The organism is Geobacillus zalihae (genome assembly GCF_030414215.1).
In the GTDB taxonomy this organism is placed as follows: domain Bacteria; phylum Bacillota; class Bacilli; order Bacillales; family Anoxybacillaceae; genus Geobacillus; species Geobacillus zalihae.
The window spans coordinates 3,068,537-3,089,531 of sequence record NZ_CP129217.1; the positions used below are offsets into that span (position 1 = coordinate 3,068,537).

A 20,995-nucleotide genomic window follows, 5' to 3' on the forward strand; every position below is an offset into this window, starting at 1 on the left:
CGCTGGAAACCGTCCGCTTCCCGTCTGCAAAAACCTCGGGGGCCCAACATTCCGCTTCCAGCCGAAAGACGCCATCCCCCGCCGTTTCGAGCGGGGCGGCAGGATGCAAGCGCGCAGGCAAAGAAAAAAGAGACGCGGACAAACGCCCGCGCCGAATCAAGGATCTATATAAAAGGGGGTCAATTACTTACTTATAGCATACGACAAATGTGTTGCGCCCGTGTTACATCTGGGTTAAATAACCATTACGATTTGATTGCGATTTGGTTACCGGATCAGCTGACCCCTTGCTTATTGAGCTTTTCTTTCAGTTCCTCAACGTAATGCTGGGCGCTTTGCGCGGCGATGCTGCCGTCGCCGGTAGCCGTCACGATTTGCCGGAGCGTTTTTTCCCGCACATCACCGGCGGCGAAAATGCCCGGCACTTTCGTCTCCATCTTTTCGTTCGTGACGATATAGCCGTTTTCATTCGTGATGCCAAGATTGGCAAACGGCTTCGAGAGCGGCACCATCCCGATGTAAATGAAAACGCCGTCGCACGGAAATTCGCGCTCCTCGCCCGTTTGCGTATGCACAAGCGTCACGCTGCCGACTTTTCCGTCCTTTTCGTTGATTTGTTTCACCGTATGGTTCCAGATGAAATCAATTTTTTCATTGGCGAACGCCCGGTCTTGCAAAATTTTTTGCGCCCGCAGCTTGTCGCGGCGGTGAACGATCGTCACTTTATTGGCAAACCGCGTCAAATAGACGCCCTCTTCGACCGCCGAGTCGCCCCCGCCCACGACGACCAAATCTTTCCCTTTGAAAAACGCCCCGTCGCACACCGCACAGTACGAAACGCCGCGGCCGCCGAGCTCCGCTTCACCCGGTACGCCGAGTTTTTTATATTCCGCTCCGGTGGCGATGATGACCGCGCGGGCCTTGTACTCTTTGTCGCCGACGATGACCGTTTTGTACGCCTCGCCGTCGATGATTTCTTTCACATCGCCGTATGCGTACTCCGCGCCGAATTTTTTCGCATGCTCAAACATTTTCGTCGCCAATTCCGGGCCTAAAATCGTTTCAAAGCCAGGATAGTTCTCGACTTCCTCAGTGTTGACCATCTGCCCGCCCGGGACGCCGCGCTCGATCATCAGCGTCGACAAATTGGCGCGCGATGTATAGACAGCCGCCGTCAGCCCAGCCGGCCCGGCTCCGGCAATAATGACATCGTAAATTTTTTCGTCTGCCACACCGTCCACTCCCTCGCTTGAGAATCCTTCCATTTTCATCGTATAGAAGTCGATTCGCCCTGTCTATTGATTTGCTCATGTATAGAGCCGGCGCGCTTTTTGCACGTATTTTTGCACCGTCGCCGCCGAAACGCCGTATTTGGCCGCCATCTCTCTTTGCGTCACACGCTCTCCTTGCTGTCGGCGCCACATGTATTCGATCGCCGCCGCCCACGCGGCTCCGTTCGCAAATGGCTCGCGATCAGCCGACGGATGGACGGCCATCGCGAAGGCGAAGCGGCAGAGCGCTTCCTTTTCCTCATTATGCGCCGAAAGCGCATCGACCATGCGGCCGATGTTCGCCGCCCAAGCGGACGGGCCGTCGGTTAAGCCGAACAAAAAGCAGTCGATAAACGGGCGCAGACGGGGATCAGACGGCAAGAGGCGGCATACCGCAAGCGACATCGATGGCTCTTTCGCCTGCGGCGAGCGGCTGAACAAGTACAATCCGTACAGACGGTCGGCCAGCTCGTCGCCCTCCAGCCAAGCCATCAAGCGGATAAGCGCCTCATCCACCGGCGCTGAAACGGCCCACGGCTCCTCACCCCGTTTTTCGGGATGGAGGGTGGCAAGCACCTCCCACATTTGCCGAGCGAGCGGCTCATGGCCAGTATAGTAGGCAGCGCAAGCGAGCCAATAATAAAATGGCCCATCACCGCCAAAGCCTTGTTTATACAAACGGTGCAGCCAACGGAACGCCAAATCGAACCGCCCAACAAGCGCGAATGTCGCCCCGAGCTTGTATTGATGCTCGCGAAAAAACGGATACAAACCGGCCAGCGTCTCGCAAAGCGCGGCCGCCTGTTCTTCCTCACGCAAGTAATAGGCGAAGACAAGCGCGTTGCAAAGCGCATGCAAATTGCCGGGATCGCGTTTGAGCACTTCACGCACTTTCTGTTTCGCTTTGTCGACATCGCCGCTGTAAAAATAAGCAAGCGCCAAGTTGTTATGCGCCGACCAAACGTCCGGATAGCGCACGACGAGCGCTTCAAGCGCTTCAATCGCTTCCGCAAACCGCTCCTCCTCAAGCAAACGGCGGGCCCGATCCTCCAGCACCATCAGCTGCTCCTCTTCTTCCGTCCATTCCGAGCCATCGAGCCGAAGCAGCTCAAGCAAGTCAGCAGCATCGTCGGCAAACTCTCCGGCCGGCTCATGCGCCAAATAACGCTCCGCGTATTGCCTTGCTTCACGAAACAAGCCGAGGCAGGCGAAATTGTTCGCCAAAAAATACAAACAGTCGTACATCGTTTCGTCCAAATCATGGATAATTTTGAACAGCCATTGATTGGAAAATTGATATTCACCAAGCTCCGACAGCACAAGGGCAAGCTGCAAGGCGAATGAGGCGTCGCGCTCATCCAAACGGACGGCGCGCTCAAAATATTTCCTCGCCTTTTCCAAATCGCCTCGGTCGTATGCTTTCATTCCTTTTTTAAAAAAGTAATCTCCGCTTTGGATGAACGGTACAATCGTCGCTTTTCGTGATGATCGCTTCAGTTGTTTTCCCATTCTGTCCTCCGTCGTCCGTAAAATTCGTCGAACAACAGTATACCATATCGGCGGCGAAAACAAGCAAGAAACTTTAGGAATGCGGTTTTTCCGTGCAAAAAAGGAACGCCGGCGCGATGGCAGACGTTCCTTTTTCTCACCTAACCATCTTGTTATTTTTTGTCGCTCGCTTCCACCTTTTGCGCGTGCCGCTCGGCAAGCGTCGCAAGCACCGCGTCAAGCGGCAGCTTTTGTTCGCGCAACAGTACAAGCAAATGGTACAACAAGTCGGCCGCTTCCCATTTCAATTCGTCATGGCTCCGGTTTTTCGCCGCGATGATGACTTCCGCCGCTTCTTCGCCGACTTTCTTCAAAATTTTATCGACGCCTTTTTCAAACAAGTACGTCGTGTACGACCCTTCCGGCCGTTCGGCGTCGCGCTGGGCGATGATTTGTTCAAGCTCATGCAAAATCGCGAACCGGTCGGCCGCCGGCGTGCGCGCCGCGCCGTCCAGCGAGCGGGAAAAACAGGAATACGACCCGGTATGGCAAGCCGGGCCGGCCGGCTCGACGAGAACGAGCAGGGCGTCGGCGTCGCAGTCGTAGCGGATGTCAACAACGCGCTGCACGTTTCCAGATGTCGCCCCTTTATGCCATAGTTCTTGGCGCGAGCGGCTGTAAAACCATGTTTCTCCGGTCTCCAGCGTTTTTTTAAGCGACTCTTTGTTCATATAGGCAAGCGTGAGCACTTCCTTGCTTTGCGCATCTTGGACGATGGCAGGTACAAGCCCTTTTTCATCAAAGCGAATGTCCGCCGTCATCGCACGTTCACCCCTCTTTCTTTCAAGTACGCTTTCACTTGTCCGACCGACGTTTCTTTGTAATGGAAAATCGATGCCGCCAGCGCCGCGTCTGCTTTCCCTTTTTCGAACGCTTCGAGGAAATGCTCCGCCTTGCCGGCGCCGCCCGAGGCGATGACCGGAATCGGGACCGCTTCGCTCACCCGCCGCGTCAACTCAATATCAAAACCGTTTTTGCCGCCGTCCGCGTCCATGCTCGTCAGCAAAATCTCCCCGGCGCCAAGACGGACCGCTTCCTGCGCCCAAGCGACGACTTCCCAGTTCGTGGCGTTGCGGCCGCCGTGCGTATAGACGCGCCATGAACCAAGCGTTTCATCGTATTTCGCGTCAATGGCGACGACGATGCATTGCGAGCCGAAAAAGTCCGCCCCTTCGGTGATCAAGGTCGGATGGAGCACCGCGGCGGTGTTGAGCGACACTTTGTCGGCCCCGGCGCGAAGCATCCGCTTCATATCCTCAAGCGAGTGGATGCCGCCGCCGACCGTAAACGGAATCGCTAGCTGGGCGGCGACGCGCTCGACGACATCGACCATCGTTTTCCGCCCTTCATGGGAAGCGGAAATGTCCAAAAACACGAGCTCGTCCGCCCCTTGCTCATCGTACGCCTTCGCGAGCTCCACCGGATCGCCGGCATCGCGCAGCTGGACAAATTGCACTCCTTTGACGACGCGCCCGTCTTTCACATCGAGGCACGGGATGATGCGCTTCGTGATCATCGCTCGTTCACCGCCTTGAGCGCTTCCGCGAGCGTAAACTGATTCGTATAAAGCGCCTTGCCGACGATCGCGCCGCCGATGCCTTGTCCAGCATATTGGCAGAGCGCGCGCAAATCGTCAAGCGAGCTGACGCCGCCAGAAGCGATCACTTCTTTTCCCGTCGCCTCGGCCAACCGGACCGCGGCGGCGATGTTCGGGCCCGACAGCGTGCCGTCCGTTGCAATGTCCGTAAAGATAAACGTCTCCGCCCCCGCCTCAGCGAGCATCCGCCCGAGCTCTTCCGCCTTGACGTTCGACGTCGCAAGCCACCCTTCCGTCGCCACGAAGCCGTCGCGGGCGTCAATGCCAATCACGATGCGGCGGCCGTATTTTTGGAGCATCTTTTTCACAAACGGCGGGTCGGAAATGGCCGCACTTCCTAAAATGACGCGGGCGACCCCATTTTCTAAATAATGCACGATATCCTCTTCCGTCCGGATGCCGCCGCCCACTTGCACATGGACGGAAAGACGACGGGCCGCTTCAATGACAAACCGGTCGTTGACGCGGCGCCCTTCTTTCGCTCCGTCCAAATCGACCATATGAATCCACTCCGCCCCTTGAGCGGCGAATTGCTCGGCCATCGCGACCGGCGAATCGCCGTACACCGTTTCTTTGTTGTAATCGCCTTGCAGCAGGCGGACGCACTTGCCGCCGCGCATATCGACCGCCGGATAAATCGTAAACGCCGCCATCAGCCGTTCCCCCTTCCCGTGGCGATGCCGACATAATTGTTCAAGATGCTCATGCCGACCGCACCGCTTTTTTCCGGATGAAACTGTGTGCCAAACACACAGCCGCGCCCGACGATCGCCGGAACATCAACGTCATATTCACTGCTCGCGAGCACGACGTCCTCATCCCCTGGAATGACATAATACGAATGGACAAAATAGACATGCCCTTCCTCGACGCCACGAAGGAGCGGCGACGGACGATGAAAGCGGAGCCGGTTCCAGCCCATGTGCGGCACTTTGTATGGCTCGCCGGTTTTCGTGACGCCCGGAAAGCGGACGACGCGGCCGCGAAGCAAGCCAAGCCCTTTTGTCGGCCCGTTTTCTTCGCTTTCGTCAAACAACAGCTGCATCCCTAAACAAATGCCGAGCAGCGGCGTGCCGTTTTCAACCGCCGAACGGATGAAAGCAGCTAGGCCTGTCTCATTTAAAATGTGCATCGCATCGCGAAACGAGCCGACACCGGGCAAAATCAGCCCGCGCGCCTGCTCGAGCTCCTCTTTGTCGCCGCTTAGGACATACGGACAGCCGAGCCGCTCGAGCGCTTTGCTGACGCTGTATAAGTTGCCCATGCCATAGTCGATGATCCCGATCATCGTCATCCCATTCCTTTCTTCCCTGATCCATGCCCATCCCCTTGTTCAATGAACAACGGTATGGCGGCATGCTTTTTTACGGCGCTCCTTCCATGTGCAAACCTCTCCTTGGCATCCGGTCGCCTTTCCTGCATCCATGGAGCTTTTCCCGCAGGAAGCGCTGCCTCGATCCGACCGCCTTTCCTGCGCCTGCGGAACTCTTTCCCCACGGGGGGCGCCCCACTCCATCGGCTACAGCATCCCTTTTGTCGACGGAACGCCTTTGACGCGCGGGTCGATCATCGTTGCTTCATCGAGCGCCCGCCCGAGCGCCTTAAACACCGCTTCGACCATATGGTGCGTATTGCGCCCGTAATGGACGATGACATGCAAGTTCATCCGCGCTTCAAGCGCCAGTTTCCATAAAAACTCATGCACGAGTTCGACATCAAACGCGCCGACTTTCGCTGCCGGAAACTCGCCGCGAAACTCAAAATGCGGGCGATTGCTCAAGTCGATCACAACTTGCGCCAAGGCGTCATCCATCGGCACAAACGCGTTGCCGTACCGCTTGATTCCTTTTTTGTCGCCAAGCGCTTCCTTGATCGCCTGCCCGAGGCAAATGCCGATGTCTTCCGTCGTATGGTGGTCGTCAATATGCGTGTCGCCTTTGGCCTCAATGTGCAAATCGAACTGGCCGTGCTTGGCGAACAAATCGAGCATATGGGTTAAAAACGGCACGCCCGTTTCCAGTTCCGCCTTCCCTTCGCCATCCAACGAAAGCGATAACTGAATGCTCGTCTCGTTCGTCGTTCTTGCGATCGTTGCTTCCCTTGCCATCATTCATTCCCCTTTCTCGAGCCGCACCTCAATGGCGCGCGCGTGCGCCTCCAGCCCCTCGAGGCGGGCAAAGGCGGCGATTTTTTCTCCATGTTGTTTCAATGCGGCTTCGCTGTAAACGATCACGCTTGATTTTTTCACAAACTCATCAACGCTCAAGCCGCTTGAAAACCTTGCCGTACCGTTCGTCGGCAGCACGTGGTTCGGCCCGGCGAAATAGTCGCCGACCGGCTCGGAGCTGAAGCGGCCGAAAAACATCGCTCCCGCATGGCGGAGCCGGCCGAGCAGCGCGAGCGGTTCCGCCGTCATCACTTCCAAATGCTCCGGCGCCAGTTCGTTCACAACATCGACCGCTTCCTCAAGCGTCTCGGTGACGTAAATGGCGCCGTAGTTCTCAAGCGCCGCTTGGGCAATGTCGCGGCGCGGCAGCGTTTCAAGCTGCCGTTCGACTTCGCTCGCCACCGCCAGCGCCAATTTCATCGACGGCGTCACCAAAATGGCCGACGCCCGCACGTCATGCTCGGCTTGCGACAACAAATCGGCCGCAATCTCATCCGGTCGGGCCGTTTCATCCGCCAGCACAACAATTTCGCTCGGCCCGGCGATCATGTCGATCGCCACATGCCCGAACACTTCCCGCTTCGCCAATGCCACATAAATATTGCCCGGCCCGAAAATTTTGTCAACCGGCCGGATCGTTTCCGTCCCGTAAGCAAGCGCGGCGATCGCCTGCGCGCCGCCGACTTTGTAAATTTCCGTCACGCCGAGTTCATAGGCGGCGGCCAGCACCCCAGCCGGGAGCGTGCCGTCTTTGTTTGGCGGCGAGGTGATGACAATCCGTTTCACCCCCGCCACTTGTGCGGGAATAACGTTCATCAGCACAGACGACGGATAAGCGGCCGTCCCGCCTGGCACGTACAACCCGACCGCATCGAGCGGCGTCACCTTTTGTCCGAGAATGGTGCCGTCTTCTTTCGTCATCCACCATGATTCGCGCTTTTGCCGCTCATGGTAGTCGCGAATGTTCGCCGCCGCTTGGCGAATGATCTCCAGCATCTCCGCGTCCATCGCCGCATGCGCGCGCTTCATTTCCTCTTCCGTCACCTTGAGCGAATCCAAGCTTACGCCGTCAAACCGTTCTGTATATTCTTTGAGCACCGCATCGCCGCGGGCGCGCACGTTGGCGATGATATCAAGCACCGCGCGCCGCTGCTCCTCCGTTCCGCTTTCAATCGTGCGCCGCAGCGAAACGCCGCCTCGGATCCGTTCGATTTTCATCGTTCGCTCCCCTTTCTGTGACGTCCATCGGTTTTCGTCCATTGGCAATCTGTATAGATACAATTTGAAGCTTTACCATTTGCAGCTTTTACCGAGTATTTGATCGACTGTCGGACGACCGAACAACACCGCTTAAAGACCCATATATGGGTCTGTGAAGCAGGCGGTTGTTCGATCCTCCGTCACGCCTTGGCGTGACGGAGGCAAGCCTGTGGCTTGCCTCCGACAGTCGAAAATGGACAAACCGCTTTTCCGTCAAGGATATGTTAAACTTCTTCGTTGCATCTATATGCTATTTTCCAACGGCGTTGTCAACGCCGATCCGCCATTCCCGAATCTCCACCAACCCATTCTTCGGAAACCGCCCATTTCCGCTCTGTCACACCTTTTTTCCTACGGCTGGGGAATGACCGCCGCCAATCGGTCGACCAACCGTTCAATGTCCCCGCCGTTTAGCCGGTAGCTCGCCGGGTTGACAATCAGGCGCGACGTCACCTCGGCGATCCGTTCAAGCTCGACAAGCCCGTTTTCTCTGAGCGTCCGCCCCGTGGAAACGATGTCCACGATCCGGTCGGCAAGGCCGATCAGCGGGGCGAGTTCAATGGATCCGTTCAGGCGGATGATTTCGACTTGCTCGCCTTGCTCGCGAAAATACGTTGACGCGATGTTCGGGTATTTCGTCGCCACCCTTGGTGCGATCTCGTTCATCTTGGCGCCGGGCAGCCCGGCGACCGCCAAATGGCAGCGGCTGATTTGCAAATCGAGCAGTTCGTACACATCCCGTTCTTCTTCCATCAGCACGTCCTTGCCGGCAATGCCTAAATCCGCGACCCCATGCTCGACATAGGTGACGACATCCATCGGTTTCGCCAAAATAAAGCGCATGTTTTCCTCTGGCACATCAATGACGAGCTTGCGCGACTCGGTAAATTCCGGCGGCAGCGCATAATCCGCTCGCCGCAGCAACTCGACCGCCTCTTCAAAAATGCGCCCTTTTGGCATGGCAATCGTCAGCATCATTCTTCCTCCTTGCTCCTCATCATGTCAAATGCGGCGCTGGTCCTCGATTACACCGCATGCTCTCCACCGCCATGGGCAGCCTCTCCCGTCCGTTCTTCGCATCCGCTCTGTCCCGCCAATCGCTGCCGTTTTCAACAGCGTCGATGACCAACCGGCGGCCCCTTCTCTGTTATGTTCACTGCCCATCGCGCCCGCTGCGGCCAAGCAAATACACGATCGACCGGTAGCGCTGGCTGTAGGCGTCAATATCACGAATGCCGGCAATGTGCTGCAAGACGACGCGCTTGCCTTCCGCCCGTTTCGCTTCGGCCAATTCCACCGCTTCCGCCAGCCGCTCTTGGCTGAACACGATGCACTCGATGTCATCGCGCACATCCGTTTCCCCAATCGCCTCAATCAACCGATCGACGCGCAACCCAAACCCCGTCGCCGGCGCCGGGCGCGAGAACTTCGCCAATAAATCATCATACCGCCCGCCGTTGCCGATCGGGAATCCAACCTGCTCGGCGTACACTTCAAACAAAATGCCAGTGTAATAGCTCATATGGCTGACAAGCGCCATATCGAGCTTCACCGCCTCGGCCACTCCGTACGTCCGAAGCGCCGCCATGAGCGCCGCCAGCTCATCGGCCGACCGCCGCCCCTCCTCGCTTGTGACGAGCGTTTTCGCCTGTTCGATCACGTCCGTTCCGCCACGCAAGGAAAGAAGATCCAACAGCCGCTTTTGATCGATCGACGAAAGCGGCCACGACTTCACATGTTCACGGTAGCCGACGTAATTTTTCTCATATAAAAAACGGCGCAATACACTCGCCCGCTCCTCATTCCCTAAAATCTCCAAAAACAGTGCGTTCACATACCCAATATGGCCGACCGCCACCGAAAAGCGGCCCAACCCCACGCGCTTCAACAACGCGACCATTAAGCTGATGACCTCGGCGTCGGCCGTCACCGTGCCGTCGCCAATCAACTCCACACCGATCTGCTCAAACTCCGCCGGCCGCCCGCCTTCGCGCTGCTGGGCGCGGAACACATTGGCGTTGTACGCCAACCGGAGCGGATTGCCGTCTTCATAAAGCCTTGACGCCGCCACCCGGGCGATCGGCGCCGTCATATCCGGCCGAAGCACGAGCGTATGCCCTTGCTGGTCGAGAAGCTTAAACAGCCGATGATCGGCAATCGCCGACGCCGCCCCGACCGTTTCATAATACTCAAGCGTCGGCGTTTCAATAAACTCGTACCCCCAGCGCTCAATTTCCTCCGCCATCACCGAGCGCACTTGTTTTTTCAACTCATATAAAAACGGCAGCGTATCGCGCATGCCTAACGGTTTTTCAAACATAAACAGCTTTTTTGCCATGTCCCCACGCCCTTTATCAAAATGCTTTAGTTTGCTAATATGGTAGAGAAGTGAAGTTATTAGTAGTTTACTCCTTTGCGGCCACAGCGTCAAGGGGGGAATGCTTTACAAATAACAAAACGGACAAGATCGCTTCAAAAACAAGAAGCGCTTCGTTCCACACGGCATAGGCAGTGATCTGCACTCTAATGAAAATAGCGGCGATCCATCTTGCCAAAATCCCCAATTCTCCTTTTTTGTTTCTTTCCTTTTTTCCTATTCCAAAATGGAAAACCGCCCCCGTTCAATCGGAAGGCGGTTCATTCCGGCGGACGATGCGCATCGGGCAGCCGGCGACCATCGCCCCGGACGGGACGTCTTGATGGACGACGGTGCCCGCGGTGACGACGGCGCGGTCGCCGATCACCACGCCGGGCAAAATGGTCGAGTTCGCGCCGATCATCACCTCATCGCCGATCACGACATCGCCGAGGCGGTATTCGTCCACTAAATATTCGTCGGCGAGAATCGGCTTGAGAAAATCAAAGAGCACAAAAAAAATACCACATCTACAAGTGCAAGAACAACGATTGCCCGTTTTACTAAGCCAATCTTCGCCGGATGACCAAGAAGGAGCGCTGACGTTTCAAGCAAGATTCTCAAGCCTTCGAGTTGCAGTGTCGATTCCGGGAGTTCCTGTTTGACTTTCTCCCTTTGGTTCCATCATCACTCATCAAACTGAAGGTCGATTTGTCCCGGATGGCCGTTTCACCGCACATTCTGGGGGCTCGTATTGACGTACCACGTCAACTTCGTGATGTTCTCCCGCATGACGGAGGCAGCCATGAAGGACATCCACGGCGGGCGTGTCGATCTCACATCAGACGGTGCTCAATGATGAATATTATAAAATATTCGATGTTTTAGTGTTATAATTGTTGGTAAGTGAAAATATTAGAAAAAATTTCTAGATGGCATAGGACTTAAGCACACTTTAAAAATCATGATGGCCGAATCCGACATAGACAGCATGACTGCGATCGCCAAGCATTTGAACATTAAAGAGACAACATTTCGTTCATCTATTATAATGGAAAGGGAGGAGAAGCCTTGTTAAAAAAGTTGCATGAGAATAAAGATTTGGTAAGAGAAATGAATAGACAGCTAATGGAACTGCAAAAAATCATTGAGAATATGGACGAAAAGCGGGGAAGAATATTTATTGAGTGGCTTGAAACACAAAACAAATATCTCGTCTGGGAAGAAACATTTGCCCCATCTTACCTAAGAGCTTATAAGCGGTCAGAAATCGTTTTAGCGCATTTTGGCTTTAATGTTGGCGCTGAATTCGGCGGCATGCACTATGCTGTTGTCATTCGCGATAGTTCAAAAAACAATCCCGTCGTCAACGTCGTTCCTTTATCTTCATTAGACGAAAACGAAACAGAACAGGATGTACATAAAGACTCGGTCTTTTTAGGTACGATTGAGGGACTGAACGAAAAAAAGGCAGTGGCCATTCCAAACCAAATGCGCCCTATAAGCAAAATTCGCATTTTCAAACCCAAAAAAGCAAAAGACGGCGTTTTCAAATTAACAAGCGAACAAATGGACTTGATTGACGAAAAAATCCGTAGGATGTACACTAAACTTAGAAAAGATCCAGAAAACCGTTCTTGACACTTCTGTCAAAATGCTTTATTATTTTCTTTGCATGAGATTCGGAAAACAAGCATACGATAAATAATGCCCTTTGAGTTCCTTGAACTCAAGTGCGGCCAAAAATATTTTTCAACTGACCGCCGCATGCGCGGTCCAAAAGGAAAAGCCGCCCCATTTACGGGGCGGCTTTTTACGTGTTTCGCTGACTTTGCATCTTGTGAACTCTCTCTTATACACCTTCACCGAAAGTTGTTATTCCCATTCTCACCTAAACAGGTTAGACGTCAACTACCCCCACTTCGCTAACGCTTGAAGTGGGGGCTTGCAACTCCCCAGAAGTGCGAGCGGACTTCGTCCTCCTTCCTTGACTTGGGGTTGCATCAGGGGCAGGTTGACAGCTGCCCAACGACGCAGGTCATGCCTGTGTCGTTCCTTCAACGATGTACTCTATTCCTTTTCGTTGAAGGTTCATGGCACCAATGCGGTCATCGTTTGAGGTATATCCGCATGTTCGGCAACAAAAGGTGTGTGTACGCTTGTTTCGATTGGCTTTTTCCGTATGCCCGCACTTTGGACATGTCAAAGAGGTGTAATGCGGAGCAACCACCATCACTTTTGACCCATGCAAACGCGCCTTATACTCTAACATTTGACGGAACTGATAGAAAGCCCACGATACGGTTTCATATCGGTCATGGATCCATACACGTTCTGTTTTTTCACGAATGCCTGTTAAAAAGAGATGTGTGGTATAAAAAAGGAAAAATGATGTTTTGATTTTCTCTATCATAATCGTCTTTCTTTGTCAAGTACACTTTGTGGTGAAGAGCCAACAATTTTTAGTTCTGCCACCTAAAGTTTCATATTTTCATCATTGATCCTATATAAATCCAACTGGAAGTTTAACTTATAGGGGGCAAAAAAACAGACTCTCTGTTTTTTCGTTTCTTTCATTTTTTCCTATTCCAAAATGGAAAACCGCCCCCGTTCAATCGGAAGGCGGTTCATTCCGGCGGACAATGCGCATCGGGCAGCCGGCGACCATCGCCCCGGGCGGGACGTCTTGATGGACGACGGTGCCCGCGGCGACGACGGCGCGGTCGCCGATCACCACGCCGGGCAAAATGGTCGAGTTCGCGCCGATCATCACCTCATCGCCGATCACGACATCGCCGAGGCGGTATTCGTCAACCAAATATTCGTGGGCGAGAATCGTCGTGTTGTAGCCGATGACGCAGTTGCGGCCGATGTGAATTTTTTCTGGGAAGAGAATGTCCGGCATGACCATAAAGGCGAGCGCGGTTTGCTCGCCGATCTTCATGCCGAGAAACGTGCGGTACAGCCAGTTTTTCAGCGGCAAAAACGGCGTGTAGCGCCCGATTTGAATGATGATGACGTTTTTCAGCACTTTCCAAAACGATACGGTGCGATACAACTGCCAGAGCGAGTTCGCCCCTTGGACAGGGTGTTTCGTCGTTCGTCTCACCGGGAGGACGGCTCCTCCTTTCATTCGTTGATGCCGACAATGGCCAACAAGTCTCTCATTTTTTCCAGCATATAGTCCGGTTCATATTGTTCCAAATACTCGCGCCCTTTAATCGCCCAGGCGACGCCGGCTGTTTTCACTCCGGCGTTTTGGCCGGCCAAAATGTCGTGGTAGTTGTCCCCGACCATGAGCGCTTCGTCCGGCGTTGACTGCAACATGCCAAGCGCTTTGTGAATCGGCTCGGGATCGGGCTTTGGCCGCGTGACGTCATCGAGGCCGATGACGCACGAGAAAAACGGCGCCAGCCGCGTTTTTCTTAACCCCATCAGGGCGGTGTCGTGCATTTTCGTCGTCACAACGCCGAGGCGAAAGCCATGGCGGTGGAGCGTTTCGATTGTTTCATACACGGTGTCAAACTCGCGGATCAGTTCGTCATGGTGGGCGTGGTTGAACGTGCGATACGTCTTCACCATCTCCTCGACCCGTTCCGGATCGAGGGAGCTGAACGTCTCATACAGCGACGGGCCGATGAACGGCAGGACGTCCTCGCGCCCGTAGCGGCCCGGGTAGTACTTCTCCAGCGTATGCAAAAACGACTGGATGATGAGCTCATTCGTATCAATCAATGTGCCGTCAAGGTCAAACAAAATCGTGCGAATCGTCATGAAGCGGCTTCCTTTCTCATGGGATGTTCAAAACGGCGCCAAACGAATGCCACCGCCATGGTCAACAGCACCGCCGTCACCAAGCGGATGAAAAGCAGCGGCCAAACAGAGATGCCAAGCGGAACGAAAATGAGCGTATCTTCGACGACTGCATGGCATGACACGAGAAAAATGAACGCCAGCGTTAAATCGCGCTTCGAGACGCCGTCTTCTTTCGCCGCCTGAATCATGACGCCCGCTCCGTACGCCAGACCGAACACAAAGCCGGCCGCGAGCGTGAGCGATGTGTTCGGGCTCATGCCCAGCATCTTGGTCGCCGGCGCCATCCAGCGCGAAACCGTCTCGATCCAGTGGCGTTCTTTTAAAATTTGAATGACCGTCATGAGCGGGATGACGATCGCGACGAGCTGCACAATGCCGGTAACCGCTTTTTTCAGCGCCGCCAAGATGATCTCTCCCCAACCGGACGGCGGGGCGGCTTCATGCGCGACAAACCCGTATCGGGCGATCTCCTGCCCCCCGTCCCAGAAATGGGCGATCAACAAACCTGACACGACAGCGAGCCCGACGCGCACGACGATCATGAGCCAGACGCTCATGCCGGTGCGCGAGGCGACCGATGACTCGACGATCAAGTTATGGGAAAAGGAAAGCATGACCGCGAGAATGAACACTTCTTTCACCGTCAACTCGATCGTCAGCATCGCCCCGATCGCCGCATACAGCCCGAGCAAGTTGCCGAGCACAAGCGGCACAGCCGCATCGCCGGATAAGCCAAACCATTTCATGAACGGCGTGACAAAGTCAATGAGCCACGAAAACAGCGGCGTCGGCTGCAACAGCGCTAAAATGAGCGTCACTGGAAAAATAATTTTCCCAAGCGCCCACGCGGTCTTCAGCCCGGCGAGCACGCCGCGCTGCAACATTCCTGTCATGTTCTCCTCTCTCCTTTGCTTGCCTTCATGCCGCGGTGCGATGAAACCTCAATTCTCTGGATGCCGCGCACAAGTATCTTTTTAATTCGCCCCAGGCCAACCTAAAAAAGAGGGAATGCGGCTCCCAACACGGTTGTTCCCATTAAGAAGCGCGGCGGCGAAGCAGCTTCATTCATCGTGGTTTCCCGCAAACCGAACAAGTCCGCAGCGTTTCGCCGCTTCTAACGGCTATTCATCCCGATAGCGCGCGTCCGCCCAGCCTTTTGTCCGGCGCACGATCCAAAGCGCGACGGACAAAACGATGAGCGTCACGGACACGACTTGCGCCGCGCGCAGGCTGCCGGCGAGCATCAAGCTGTCGGTGCGCATCCCTTCAATCCAAAAGCGGCCGATCGAGTACCAAATCAAATACGACAAAAACAGCTCGCCGCGCCGCAAGTTGACGCGCCGGAGCCAAAGCAAAAGACAAAAGCCGGCCAAATTCCAAAGCGATTCGTACAAAAACGTCGGATGCCAATAGCGGCCGTCAATGTACATTTGGTTGATGATCCAGTCAGGCAAATGCAAGCTCTCCAAAAACGCGCGCGACACCGGGCCGCCGTGCGCTTCTTGGTTCATGAAATTGCCCCAGCGCCCGATCGCCTGGCCTAAAATGATGCTTGGCGCGGCAATGTCGGCGAGCTTCCAAAACGACAGCCCGCGCGCGCGGGCGAACACCGCGCCCGTCGCCACCGCGCCAATCAAACCGCCGTGAATGGCGAGGCCCCCTTGCCAAATTTTCGGAATCTCTGACAAATGCTTTGAATAATAGTGCCATTCAAACAGCACGTAATACGCCCGCGCGCACACAATGGCGATCGGCACGGCAAACAGCACTAAATCGACAAACGTCTCTTTCGGCAAGCCGCGCCGCACCGCTTCGCGCGTCGCGAGCCATAGCCCAATCAACACACCGGTGCCGATAATGATCCCATACCAATAAATCGTAATAGGGCCAAGGTGCAAAAACACGCGGTCAAGCGGCTGAATCGTCGATTCCATCGTTTACCACCTCCTATGCTTCATGCCCAAACGAGATCCATTCCTTTGACGCAAGAAACGCCGCCGATCAGTCGTAATCGTGCGCGCCGTCTTCGATGGCGTCGCTCAAGCGCGCCGAAAACTCCTCGGCCGCATTGACCCCCATCCGTTTCAGCCGGAAGTTCATCGCCGCCACTTCGACGATGACCGCCAAGTTGCGGCCCGGACGAACCGGAATCGTCAGTTTCGGCAATTCGGTATCCAAAATTTTCACTTTCTCTTCTTCCAACCCGAGCCGATCGTACTGCTTCTCCGGATCCCAAAGCTCCAAGTCGACGACGAGCGAAATGCGCTTATGCGTCCGCACCGCCCCTGCGCCGAACAGCGTCATCATATTAATAATGCCGAGGCCGCGAATTTCAAGCAGATGCTCGATCAGCTCCGGCGCGCTGCCGACGAGCGTATCTTCATCTTCTTGGCGGATTTCCACACAGTCGTCGGCGACCAACCGATGGCCGCGTTTGACGAGCTCGAGCGCCGTTTCGCTTTTGCCGACGCCGCTTTTGCCCGTGATCAACACCCCGACGCCGTACACATCAACGAGCACCCCGTGCACCGCGGTGGTGGGGGCGAGCTTGCTTTCCAAATAGTTTGTCAATCGGCTCGACAGGCGGGTCGTTTTCATCGTCGAGCGCATGACCGGCACCGACTGGCGCTCCGACGCTTCGATCAGCTCCGGCGGCACCTCAAGTCCACGCGAGACGATGATCCCCGGCGTAATGTCGGTGCAAAGCCGTTCCATCCGAGACTTTTTTTCTTCCGGCGTCAACGTTTCATAAAACGACAGCTCCGTCCGTCCGAGCAACTGCAGACGCTCCGCCGGGTAATAGGCGAAATAGCCGGCCATTTCAATCCCCGGCCGCGACAAATCGCTTGTCGTAATCGGGCGGTAAATGCCCTCCGCGCCGCTGACGAGCTCGAGCTGGAACTGTTCAATGATGTCTTTCGTCCGCACTTTTGGCATACGTCGCCTTTCTCCCCTTTCTTCATCTTTTTCCATTGTAACACGTTTCGTTCCGCCATTGAATGGAAAACATCGGGGAAAACAAAACAGGGACGGCTCCCCCCGTCCCGATCAAGCCAAACACATCAAACCGAAACGATCTTCACCGCATCGTTTCTCCCATTGCAACCCCTTGCCGCATTCGCCATCTTTTCACACGATCACGGAAAACCATGGCGCCACCGGCCTTCCAATGGATCACGCCCCCGTTACGACCGGTTGCGCAGCGGCTCGATAATCGCTTTTTGCACAAGCAAATGGAAAAACGACAAGACGATCGACGCAAGCAGCGCGGTGCCAAAGCCGCCGATTTGGAACGCATCCCCCATCAGCGCGGCGGTCATCATGAGCGTGATGGCGTTAATGACAAACAAAAACAATCCAAGCGTCAACACCGTCACCGGCAGCGTCAACAAGATGAGCACCGGGCGCACGACGGCGTTGAGCACCGCCAAAATGACGCTCGCCAAAAACGCCGCGCCGACGCCGCTGAAATGAATATCGTCAAAATAGCCGTCGATCGCCATGAGCAACACCGTATTGATCAACACACCGATCAACCAATTGAGCATCCCATCACCATCTTTATTCGAGTCTCGCGCCCGCCGGCCAATGCCTTTTTACAGGCTTCATGCGGCGCTGTTCGCTGCTCGCGCGGCATCGCTGGCAAACGGACGCTTTCTCTTATTTTAACACTTGAATCCCTTTTACGACATTCCAAACGATGACAACGAGGTTCACCGCTCCAGCAACAAGGAATCCAAGCCAGACGAGCCCGCCGCCAAAAAGAAACGATTCCCCACTCCAATGGCCAAACAACACCGGCGACGCGGCCAACGCAATGAACAAGAGGATCGTAACGGCCGGAATCAAATGCGACACGAGCGACCGCTTCGCATGGCGTTTGACTTCAAGATCTTCGACAACAAAATAGACGACAATCGGCAAAATGAACGGCGCAAAAAAGACGCTGAAATAACAAAGCGCGGATAACACTTTGTTCGTCGACAATCGGCAATCCCCTTTCCAAGTTTCCTTTACCTGTATATACGACGGCCGCTAGGAAAAGTTTCCTGCCGACGGCAAAAAAAGGCGGCGGCCGCCGGTGTCCCAAGCGGCGGACAAAGCCGCAAAGGCCTTTACGCCTTCACCGCTTCATATTGCGCCTGCATGCGCGCCCGGTCGCGCTCGAGAATCGGTTTTAAGTAGCGGCCGGTGTGCGACTCCTTCACCTCGGCCACCTCTTCCGGCGTGCCGACGGCGACGATTTGTCCGCCGCGGTCGCCGCCTTCCGGACCTAAGTCAATGATATAGTCCGCGGTTTTGATGACGTCCAAGTTATGTTCAATGACAAGCACGGTATCGCCGTTGTCGACGAGCCGGTGGAGCACGTCAAGCAGCCGGGCGATGTCATCGACATGAAGCCCGGTCGTCGGCTCGTCCAAAATGTAGAGCGTCCGGCCGTTGGAGCGGCGGTGAAGCTCAGCGGCGAGCTTGACGCGCTGCGCCTCGCCGCCCGAGAGCGTCGTCGCCGGCTGGCCGAGCTTCATATAACCGAGCCCGACGTCATAGAGCGTCTCGAGCTTGCGTTTGATTTTCGGGATCGAGGCGAAAAAGTCGAGCGCATCTTCGACCGTCATGTCGAGCACCTCGGCGATGTTTTTTCCTTTATACGTCACCTCGAGCGTCTCGCGGTTGTACCGTTTGCCGTGGCACACTTCGCACGGGACGTACACGTCCGGCAAAAAGTGCATCTCAATTTTGATGATGCCATCGCCATGGCACGCCTCGCAGCGCCCGCCTTTGACATTGAAGCTGAACCGCCCTTTTTTGTAGCCGCGCACTTTCGCTTCGTTCGTCGAGGCAAACACGTCGCGGATGTCGTCAAACACCCCGGTGTACGTCGCCGGGTTCGAGCGTGGCGTGCGGCCGATCGGCGACTGGTCGATGTCAATGACTTTATCGAGATGCTCCAGCCCGCGGATGCCGCGATGTTCGCCCGGTTTCGCCTTCGCCCGGTGCAGCTTTTGCGCCAGCGCCTTATACAACACTTCGTTCACGAGCGTGCTTTTGCCCGAGCCCGACACCCCGGTGACAGCGACAAACGTGCCGAGCGGGATTTTCACCGATACGTTTTTCAAGTTATGCTCGCGCGCGCCGACGACCTCAAGCCAACGTCCGTCCGGACGGCGACGCTCGGCCGGAATCGGGATGAATTTTTTCCCCGATAAATACTGGCCGGTGAGCGAGTTCGGGTCGTTCATCACTTCTTCCGGCGTGCCGGCGGCGACGACCTCGCCGCCGTGGATGCCCGCCCCCGGACCAATGTCAATCAAATAGTCCGCGGCCAGCATGGTATCCTCGTCGTGCTCCACCACAATGAGCGTATTGCCGAGGTCGCGCATGCTTTTCAACGTCGCGATCAGCCGGTCGTTGTCGCGCTGATGAAGCCCGATCGACGGCTCGTCGAGCACATACAGCACCCCCGTCAGCCGCGAGCCGATTTGCGTCGCCAAGCGGATGCGCTGCGCCTCGCCGCCGGAGAGCGTTCCTGCCGAGCGGCTGAGCGTCAAATAGTCGAGGCCGACGTTTTGCAAAAAGCCGAGCCGGTCGCGAATTTCACGCAAAATAAGGCGGGCGATTTGCGCTTCTTTTTCGGTCAGCTCGAGCCCGTCAAAAAAGGCGAGCGCCTCGGTCACCGACATGGCGGTGACCTCGCCGATATGCTTGCCGCCGACAAGGACGGCCAGGCTTTCTTTTTTCAGCCGGTAGCCTTGGCATGTCGGACATGGTTGTTCCGCCATATACTTTTCCATCTGCTCACGGATGTAGTCCGAGCTCGTCTCGCGATAGCGGCGTTCGACGTTCGGAATGACGCCTTCAAATGCGATGTATTGTTCGCGCACTTGCCCGAAATCATTCGTATAGCGGAAATAAATCGGCTCTCCGCCGCTGCCGTACAAAATTTTATCGAGCTGCTCTTTCGGCAAATCCTTCACCGGCACGTCCATCGGGATGCCGTAATGGCGGCACACGGCTTCGAGCAGCTGCGGGTAATATTGCGAGCTTTGCGGCTCCCACGGAGCGATGGCGTGTTCTTTTAACGTCAGCTCATCGTTCGGGATGACCAAATCGAGATCCACTTCGAGCTTCGCCCCGAGCCCGTCGCAGTCCGGGCAGGCGCCGAATGGACTGTTGAACGAAAACAGACGCGGTTCAAGCTCCCCGATCGAAAAGCCGCAGTACGGACAAGCGTGCTTTTCGCTGAACAAGAGCTCCCCCTCGCCGATCACGTCAACGACAACTTTGCCGTCGGCGAGCTTCAGCGCCGTCTCAAGCGAATCGGCAAGCCTTGATGCGATGCCGTCTTTGATGATGATGCGGTCGACGACGACATCAATCGAATGTTTTTTGTTTTTTTCAAGCTCAATGTCCTCCGTCAACTCGCGCATCTCGCCGTCAATGCGGACGCGCACATACCCTTGTTTGCGAATATCCTCCAATGTCTTGGCGTGCGTCCCTTTTTTTCCCGAGACGATCGGCGCCAAAATTTGCATTTTCGTCCGCTCCGGGTAAGCGAGCAGCCGGTCGACCATTTGCTCGATCGTCTGCGATTGGATTTCAATGCCGTGCGTCGGGCAAATGGGGCGGCCGATGCGGGCGAATAGAAGCCGCAAGTAGTCGTAAATTTCCGTCACCGTGCCGACGGTTGAGCGCGGGTTGCGGCTCGTCGTTTTTTGATCGATCGAAATGGCCGGCGACAAGCCTTCAATCGCATCGACGTCCGGTTTTTCCATCTGCCCTAAAAACTGGCGGGCATACGCCGACAGCGATTCGACGTAGCGCCGCTGGCCTTCCGCGTAAATCGTATCAAACGCCAGCGACGACTTCCCCGACCCGGACAGCCCGGTCAAGACGACGAGCTTGCCGCGCGGGATTTCGACGTCAATGTTTTTCAAGTTGTGGGCGCGCGCCCCTTTGACGATAATTTTATCCATTCCGTT

At 55.6% G+C, this 20,995-nt stretch carries 20 protein-coding genes and 3 pseudogenes; 2 read left to right on the forward strand and 21 right to left on the reverse strand.

Translation table 11 applies throughout. The features are described 5' to 3' along the window. Positions 1 to 275: 275 nt before the first annotated feature. The 12 genes and pseudogenes from trxB to QWV57_RS15620 all read right to left on the reverse strand — a co-directional run. A complete protein-coding gene (gene trxB / locus QWV57_RS15565) occupies positions 276 to 1,232 on the reverse strand; it encodes a thioredoxin-disulfide reductase (RefSeq protein WP_021321638.1) in 957 nt (318 codons plus the stop codon). Positions 1,233 to 1,307: 75 nt separating this feature from the next. Next, positions 1,308 to 2,780, reverse strand: coding sequence for a tetratricopeptide repeat protein (locus QWV57_RS15570; RefSeq protein ID WP_129447200.1), 1,473 nt, complete (start codon positions 2,778 to 2,780; stop codon positions 1,308 to 1,310). Between the two features lie 152 nt (positions 2,781 to 2,932). Next, positions 2,933 to 3,580 (reverse strand): bifunctional phosphoribosyl-AMP cyclohydrolase/phosphoribosyl-ATP diphosphatase HisIE, encoded by a 648-nt coding sequence (hisIE, locus tag QWV57_RS15575; RefSeq protein ID WP_015375790.1) that lies wholly within the window; start codon positions 3,578 to 3,580, stop codon positions 2,933 to 2,935. Then, positions 3,577 to 4,335, reverse strand: a complete 759-nt coding sequence (gene hisF / locus QWV57_RS15580; protein ID WP_060788258.1) for an imidazole glycerol phosphate synthase subunit HisF — start codon at positions 4,333 to 4,335, stop codon at positions 3,577 to 3,579. Before hisF ends, hisIE begins: the two co-directional genes overlap by 4 nt. Then, the gene (gene hisA, locus QWV57_RS15585) at positions 4,332 to 5,069 is read right to left on the reverse strand and encodes a 1-(5-phosphoribosyl)-5-[(5-phosphoribosylamino)methylideneamino]imidazole-4-carboxamide isomerase (RefSeq protein ID WP_015375791.1); all 738 of its coding nucleotides are present in this window, start codon (positions 5,067 to 5,069) and stop codon (positions 4,332 to 4,334) included. The genes hisF and hisA overlap by 4 nt, the downstream gene beginning before the upstream one ends. Continuing rightward, positions 5,069 to 5,710 carry an imidazole glycerol phosphate synthase subunit HisH gene (gene hisH / locus QWV57_RS15590; RefSeq protein ID WP_015375792.1) on the reverse strand — a complete coding sequence of 214 codons (642 nt, stop codon included), beginning with the start codon at positions 5,708 to 5,710 and terminating at the stop codon, positions 5,069 to 5,071. Before hisH ends, hisA begins: the two co-directional genes overlap by 1 nt. 225 nt (positions 5,711 to 5,935) lie before the next feature. Next, positions 5,936 to 6,523 carry an imidazoleglycerol-phosphate dehydratase HisB gene (gene hisB, locus QWV57_RS15595; protein ID WP_301100060.1) on the reverse strand — a complete coding sequence of 196 codons (588 nt, stop codon included), beginning with the start codon at positions 6,521 to 6,523 and terminating at the stop codon, positions 5,936 to 5,938. A gap of 3 nt (positions 6,524 to 6,526) precedes the next feature. Continuing rightward, positions 6,527 to 7,801, reverse strand: coding sequence for a histidinol dehydrogenase (gene hisD / locus QWV57_RS15600; RefSeq protein WP_033006003.1), 1,275 nt, complete (start codon positions 7,799 to 7,801; stop codon positions 6,527 to 6,529). Positions 7,802 to 8,194: 393 nt separating this feature from the next. Beyond that, positions 8,195 to 8,818 carry an ATP phosphoribosyltransferase gene (gene hisG, locus QWV57_RS15605; RefSeq protein WP_013146384.1) on the reverse strand — a complete coding sequence of 208 codons (624 nt, stop codon included), beginning with the start codon at positions 8,816 to 8,818 and terminating at the stop codon, positions 8,195 to 8,197. 178 nt (positions 8,819 to 8,996) lie between these two features. Continuing rightward, the gene (locus QWV57_RS15610; protein ID WP_013146385.1) at positions 8,997 to 10,181 is read right to left on the reverse strand and encodes an ATP phosphoribosyltransferase regulatory subunit; all 1,185 of its coding nucleotides are present in this window, start codon (positions 10,179 to 10,181) and stop codon (positions 8,997 to 8,999) included. Positions 10,182 to 10,248: 67 nt separating this feature from the next. Beyond that, a complete protein-coding gene (locus tag QWV57_RS15615; protein ID WP_020755656.1) occupies positions 10,249 to 10,398 on the reverse strand; it encodes a hypothetical protein in 150 nt (49 codons plus the stop codon). 66 nt (positions 10,399 to 10,464) lie between these two features. Further along, a pseudogene (locus QWV57_RS15620) lies at positions 10,465 to 10,689 on the reverse strand (acyltransferase); the annotation flags it as partial. 3 nt (positions 10,690 to 10,692) lie between these two features. Here QWV57_RS15620 and QWV57_RS18025 point away from each other — a divergent pair. Then, positions 10,693 to 11,056: pseudogene (locus tag QWV57_RS18025) on the forward strand (DDE-type integrase/transposase/recombinase); the annotation flags it as partial. A 214-nt stretch (positions 11,057 to 11,270) separates the two neighbouring features. Continuing rightward, positions 11,271 to 11,840: a type II toxin-antitoxin system PemK/MazF family toxin gene (locus QWV57_RS15625; RefSeq protein ID WP_015375798.1), complete on the forward strand. Its 570-nt coding sequence runs from the start codon at positions 11,271 to 11,273 to the stop codon at positions 11,838 to 11,840. Positions 11,841 to 12,237: 397 nt separating this feature from the next. On the opposite strand, the pseudogene QWV57_RS15630 reads toward QWV57_RS15625, so the two are convergent. From QWV57_RS15630 to uvrA, 9 genes and pseudogenes are all read right to left on the reverse strand, one after another. Beyond that, a pseudogene (locus QWV57_RS15630) lies at positions 12,238 to 12,558 on the reverse strand (zinc ribbon domain-containing protein); the annotation flags it as partial. Between the two features lie 252 nt (positions 12,559 to 12,810). Then, a complete protein-coding gene (locus QWV57_RS15635; protein ID WP_033004897.1) occupies positions 12,811 to 13,308 on the reverse strand; it encodes an acyltransferase in 498 nt (165 codons plus the stop codon). A gap of 20 nt (positions 13,309 to 13,328) precedes the next feature. Next, a complete protein-coding gene (gene ppaX / locus QWV57_RS15640; RefSeq protein WP_020754151.1) occupies positions 13,329 to 13,973 on the reverse strand; it encodes a pyrophosphatase PpaX in 645 nt (214 codons plus the stop codon). Then, complete coding sequence (locus QWV57_RS15645) at positions 13,970 to 14,908, reverse strand: nucleoside recognition domain-containing protein (protein ID WP_020754152.1); 939 nt, start codon at positions 14,906 to 14,908, stop codon at positions 13,970 to 13,972. Before QWV57_RS15645 ends, ppaX begins: the two co-directional genes overlap by 4 nt. 228 nt (positions 14,909 to 15,136) lie before the next feature. Further along, entirely contained in the window at positions 15,137 to 15,949 is an 813-nt protein-coding gene (gene lgt / locus QWV57_RS15650; RefSeq protein ID WP_301100062.1) for a prolipoprotein diacylglyceryl transferase, read from the reverse strand. 67 nt (positions 15,950 to 16,016) lie between these two features. Beyond that, a complete protein-coding gene (gene hprK / locus QWV57_RS15655) occupies positions 16,017 to 16,952 on the reverse strand; it encodes an HPr(Ser) kinase/phosphatase (RefSeq protein ID WP_033004901.1) in 936 nt (311 codons plus the stop codon). 248 nt (positions 16,953 to 17,200) lie between these two features. Continuing rightward, on the reverse strand, positions 17,201 to 17,563 hold the full coding sequence (locus tag QWV57_RS15660) for a phage holin family protein (protein ID WP_020754155.1): 363 nt from the start codon (positions 17,561 to 17,563) through the stop codon (positions 17,201 to 17,203). 112 nt (positions 17,564 to 17,675) lie between these two features. Further along, positions 17,676 to 18,002 carry a magnetosome magnetite crystal formation protein family gene (locus QWV57_RS15665; RefSeq protein WP_015375804.1) on the reverse strand — a complete coding sequence of 109 codons (327 nt, stop codon included), beginning with the start codon at positions 18,000 to 18,002 and terminating at the stop codon, positions 17,676 to 17,678. A 128-nt stretch (positions 18,003 to 18,130) separates the two neighbouring features. Continuing rightward, entirely contained in the window at positions 18,131 to 20,989 is a 2,859-nt protein-coding gene (gene uvrA / locus QWV57_RS15670; protein WP_081132579.1) for an excinuclease ABC subunit UvrA, read from the reverse strand. Positions 20,990 to 20,995 lie beyond the last annotated feature (6 nt).

Coding starts and splice junctions, on each gene's coding strand:
- hisH (WP_015375792.1), bottom strand. CDS start 5,710: ATGACGATGATCGGGATCATCGACTATGGCATGGGCAACTTATACAGC.
- hisF (WP_060788258.1), bottom strand. CDS start 4,335: ATGATCACGAAGCGCATCATCCCGTGCCTCGATGTGAAAGACGGGCGC.
- QWV57_RS15570 (WP_129447200.1), bottom strand. CDS start 2,780: ATGGGAAAACAACTGAAGCGATCATCACGAAAAGCGACGATTGTACCG.
- uvrA (WP_081132579.1), bottom strand. CDS start 20,989: ATGGATAAAATTATCGTCAAAGGGGCGCGCGCCCACAACTTGAAAAAC.
- hisIE (WP_015375790.1), bottom strand. CDS start 3,580: ATGACGGCGGACATTCGCTTTGATGAAAAAGGGCTTGTACCTGCCATC.
- hisD (WP_033006003.1), bottom strand. CDS start 7,801: ATGAAAATCGAACGGATCCGAGGCGGCGTTTCGCTGCGGCGCACGATT.
- QWV57_RS15610 (WP_013146385.1), bottom strand. CDS start 10,181: ATGGCAAAAAAGCTGTTTATGTTTGAAAAACCGTTAGGCATGCGCGAT.
- ppaX (WP_020754151.1), bottom strand. CDS start 13,973: ATGACGATTCGCACGATTTTGTTTGACCTTGACGGCACATTGATTGAT.
- QWV57_RS15645 (WP_020754152.1), bottom strand. CDS start 14,908: ATGACAGGAATGTTGCAGCGCGGCGTGCTCGCCGGGCTGAAGACCGCG.
- lgt (WP_301100062.1), bottom strand. CDS start 15,949: ATGGAATCGACGATTCAGCCGCTTGACCGCGTGTTTTTGCACCTTGGC.
- hisB (WP_301100060.1), bottom strand. CDS start 6,523: ATGGCAAGGGAAGCAACGATCGCAAGAACGACGAACGAGACGAGCATT.
- hprK (WP_033004901.1), bottom strand. CDS start 16,952: ATGCCAAAAGTGCGGACGAAAGACATCATTGAACAGTTCCAGCTCGAG.
- hisA (WP_015375791.1), bottom strand. CDS start 5,069: ATGGCGGCGTTTACGATTTATCCGGCGGTCGATATGCGCGGCGGCAAG.
- hisG (WP_013146384.1), bottom strand. CDS start 8,818: ATGCTGACGATTGCCATGCCAAAAGGGCGCATTTTTGAAGAGGCGGTC.
- QWV57_RS15660 (WP_020754155.1), bottom strand. CDS start 17,563: ATGCTCAATTGGTTGATCGGTGTGTTGATCAATACGGTGTTGCTCATG.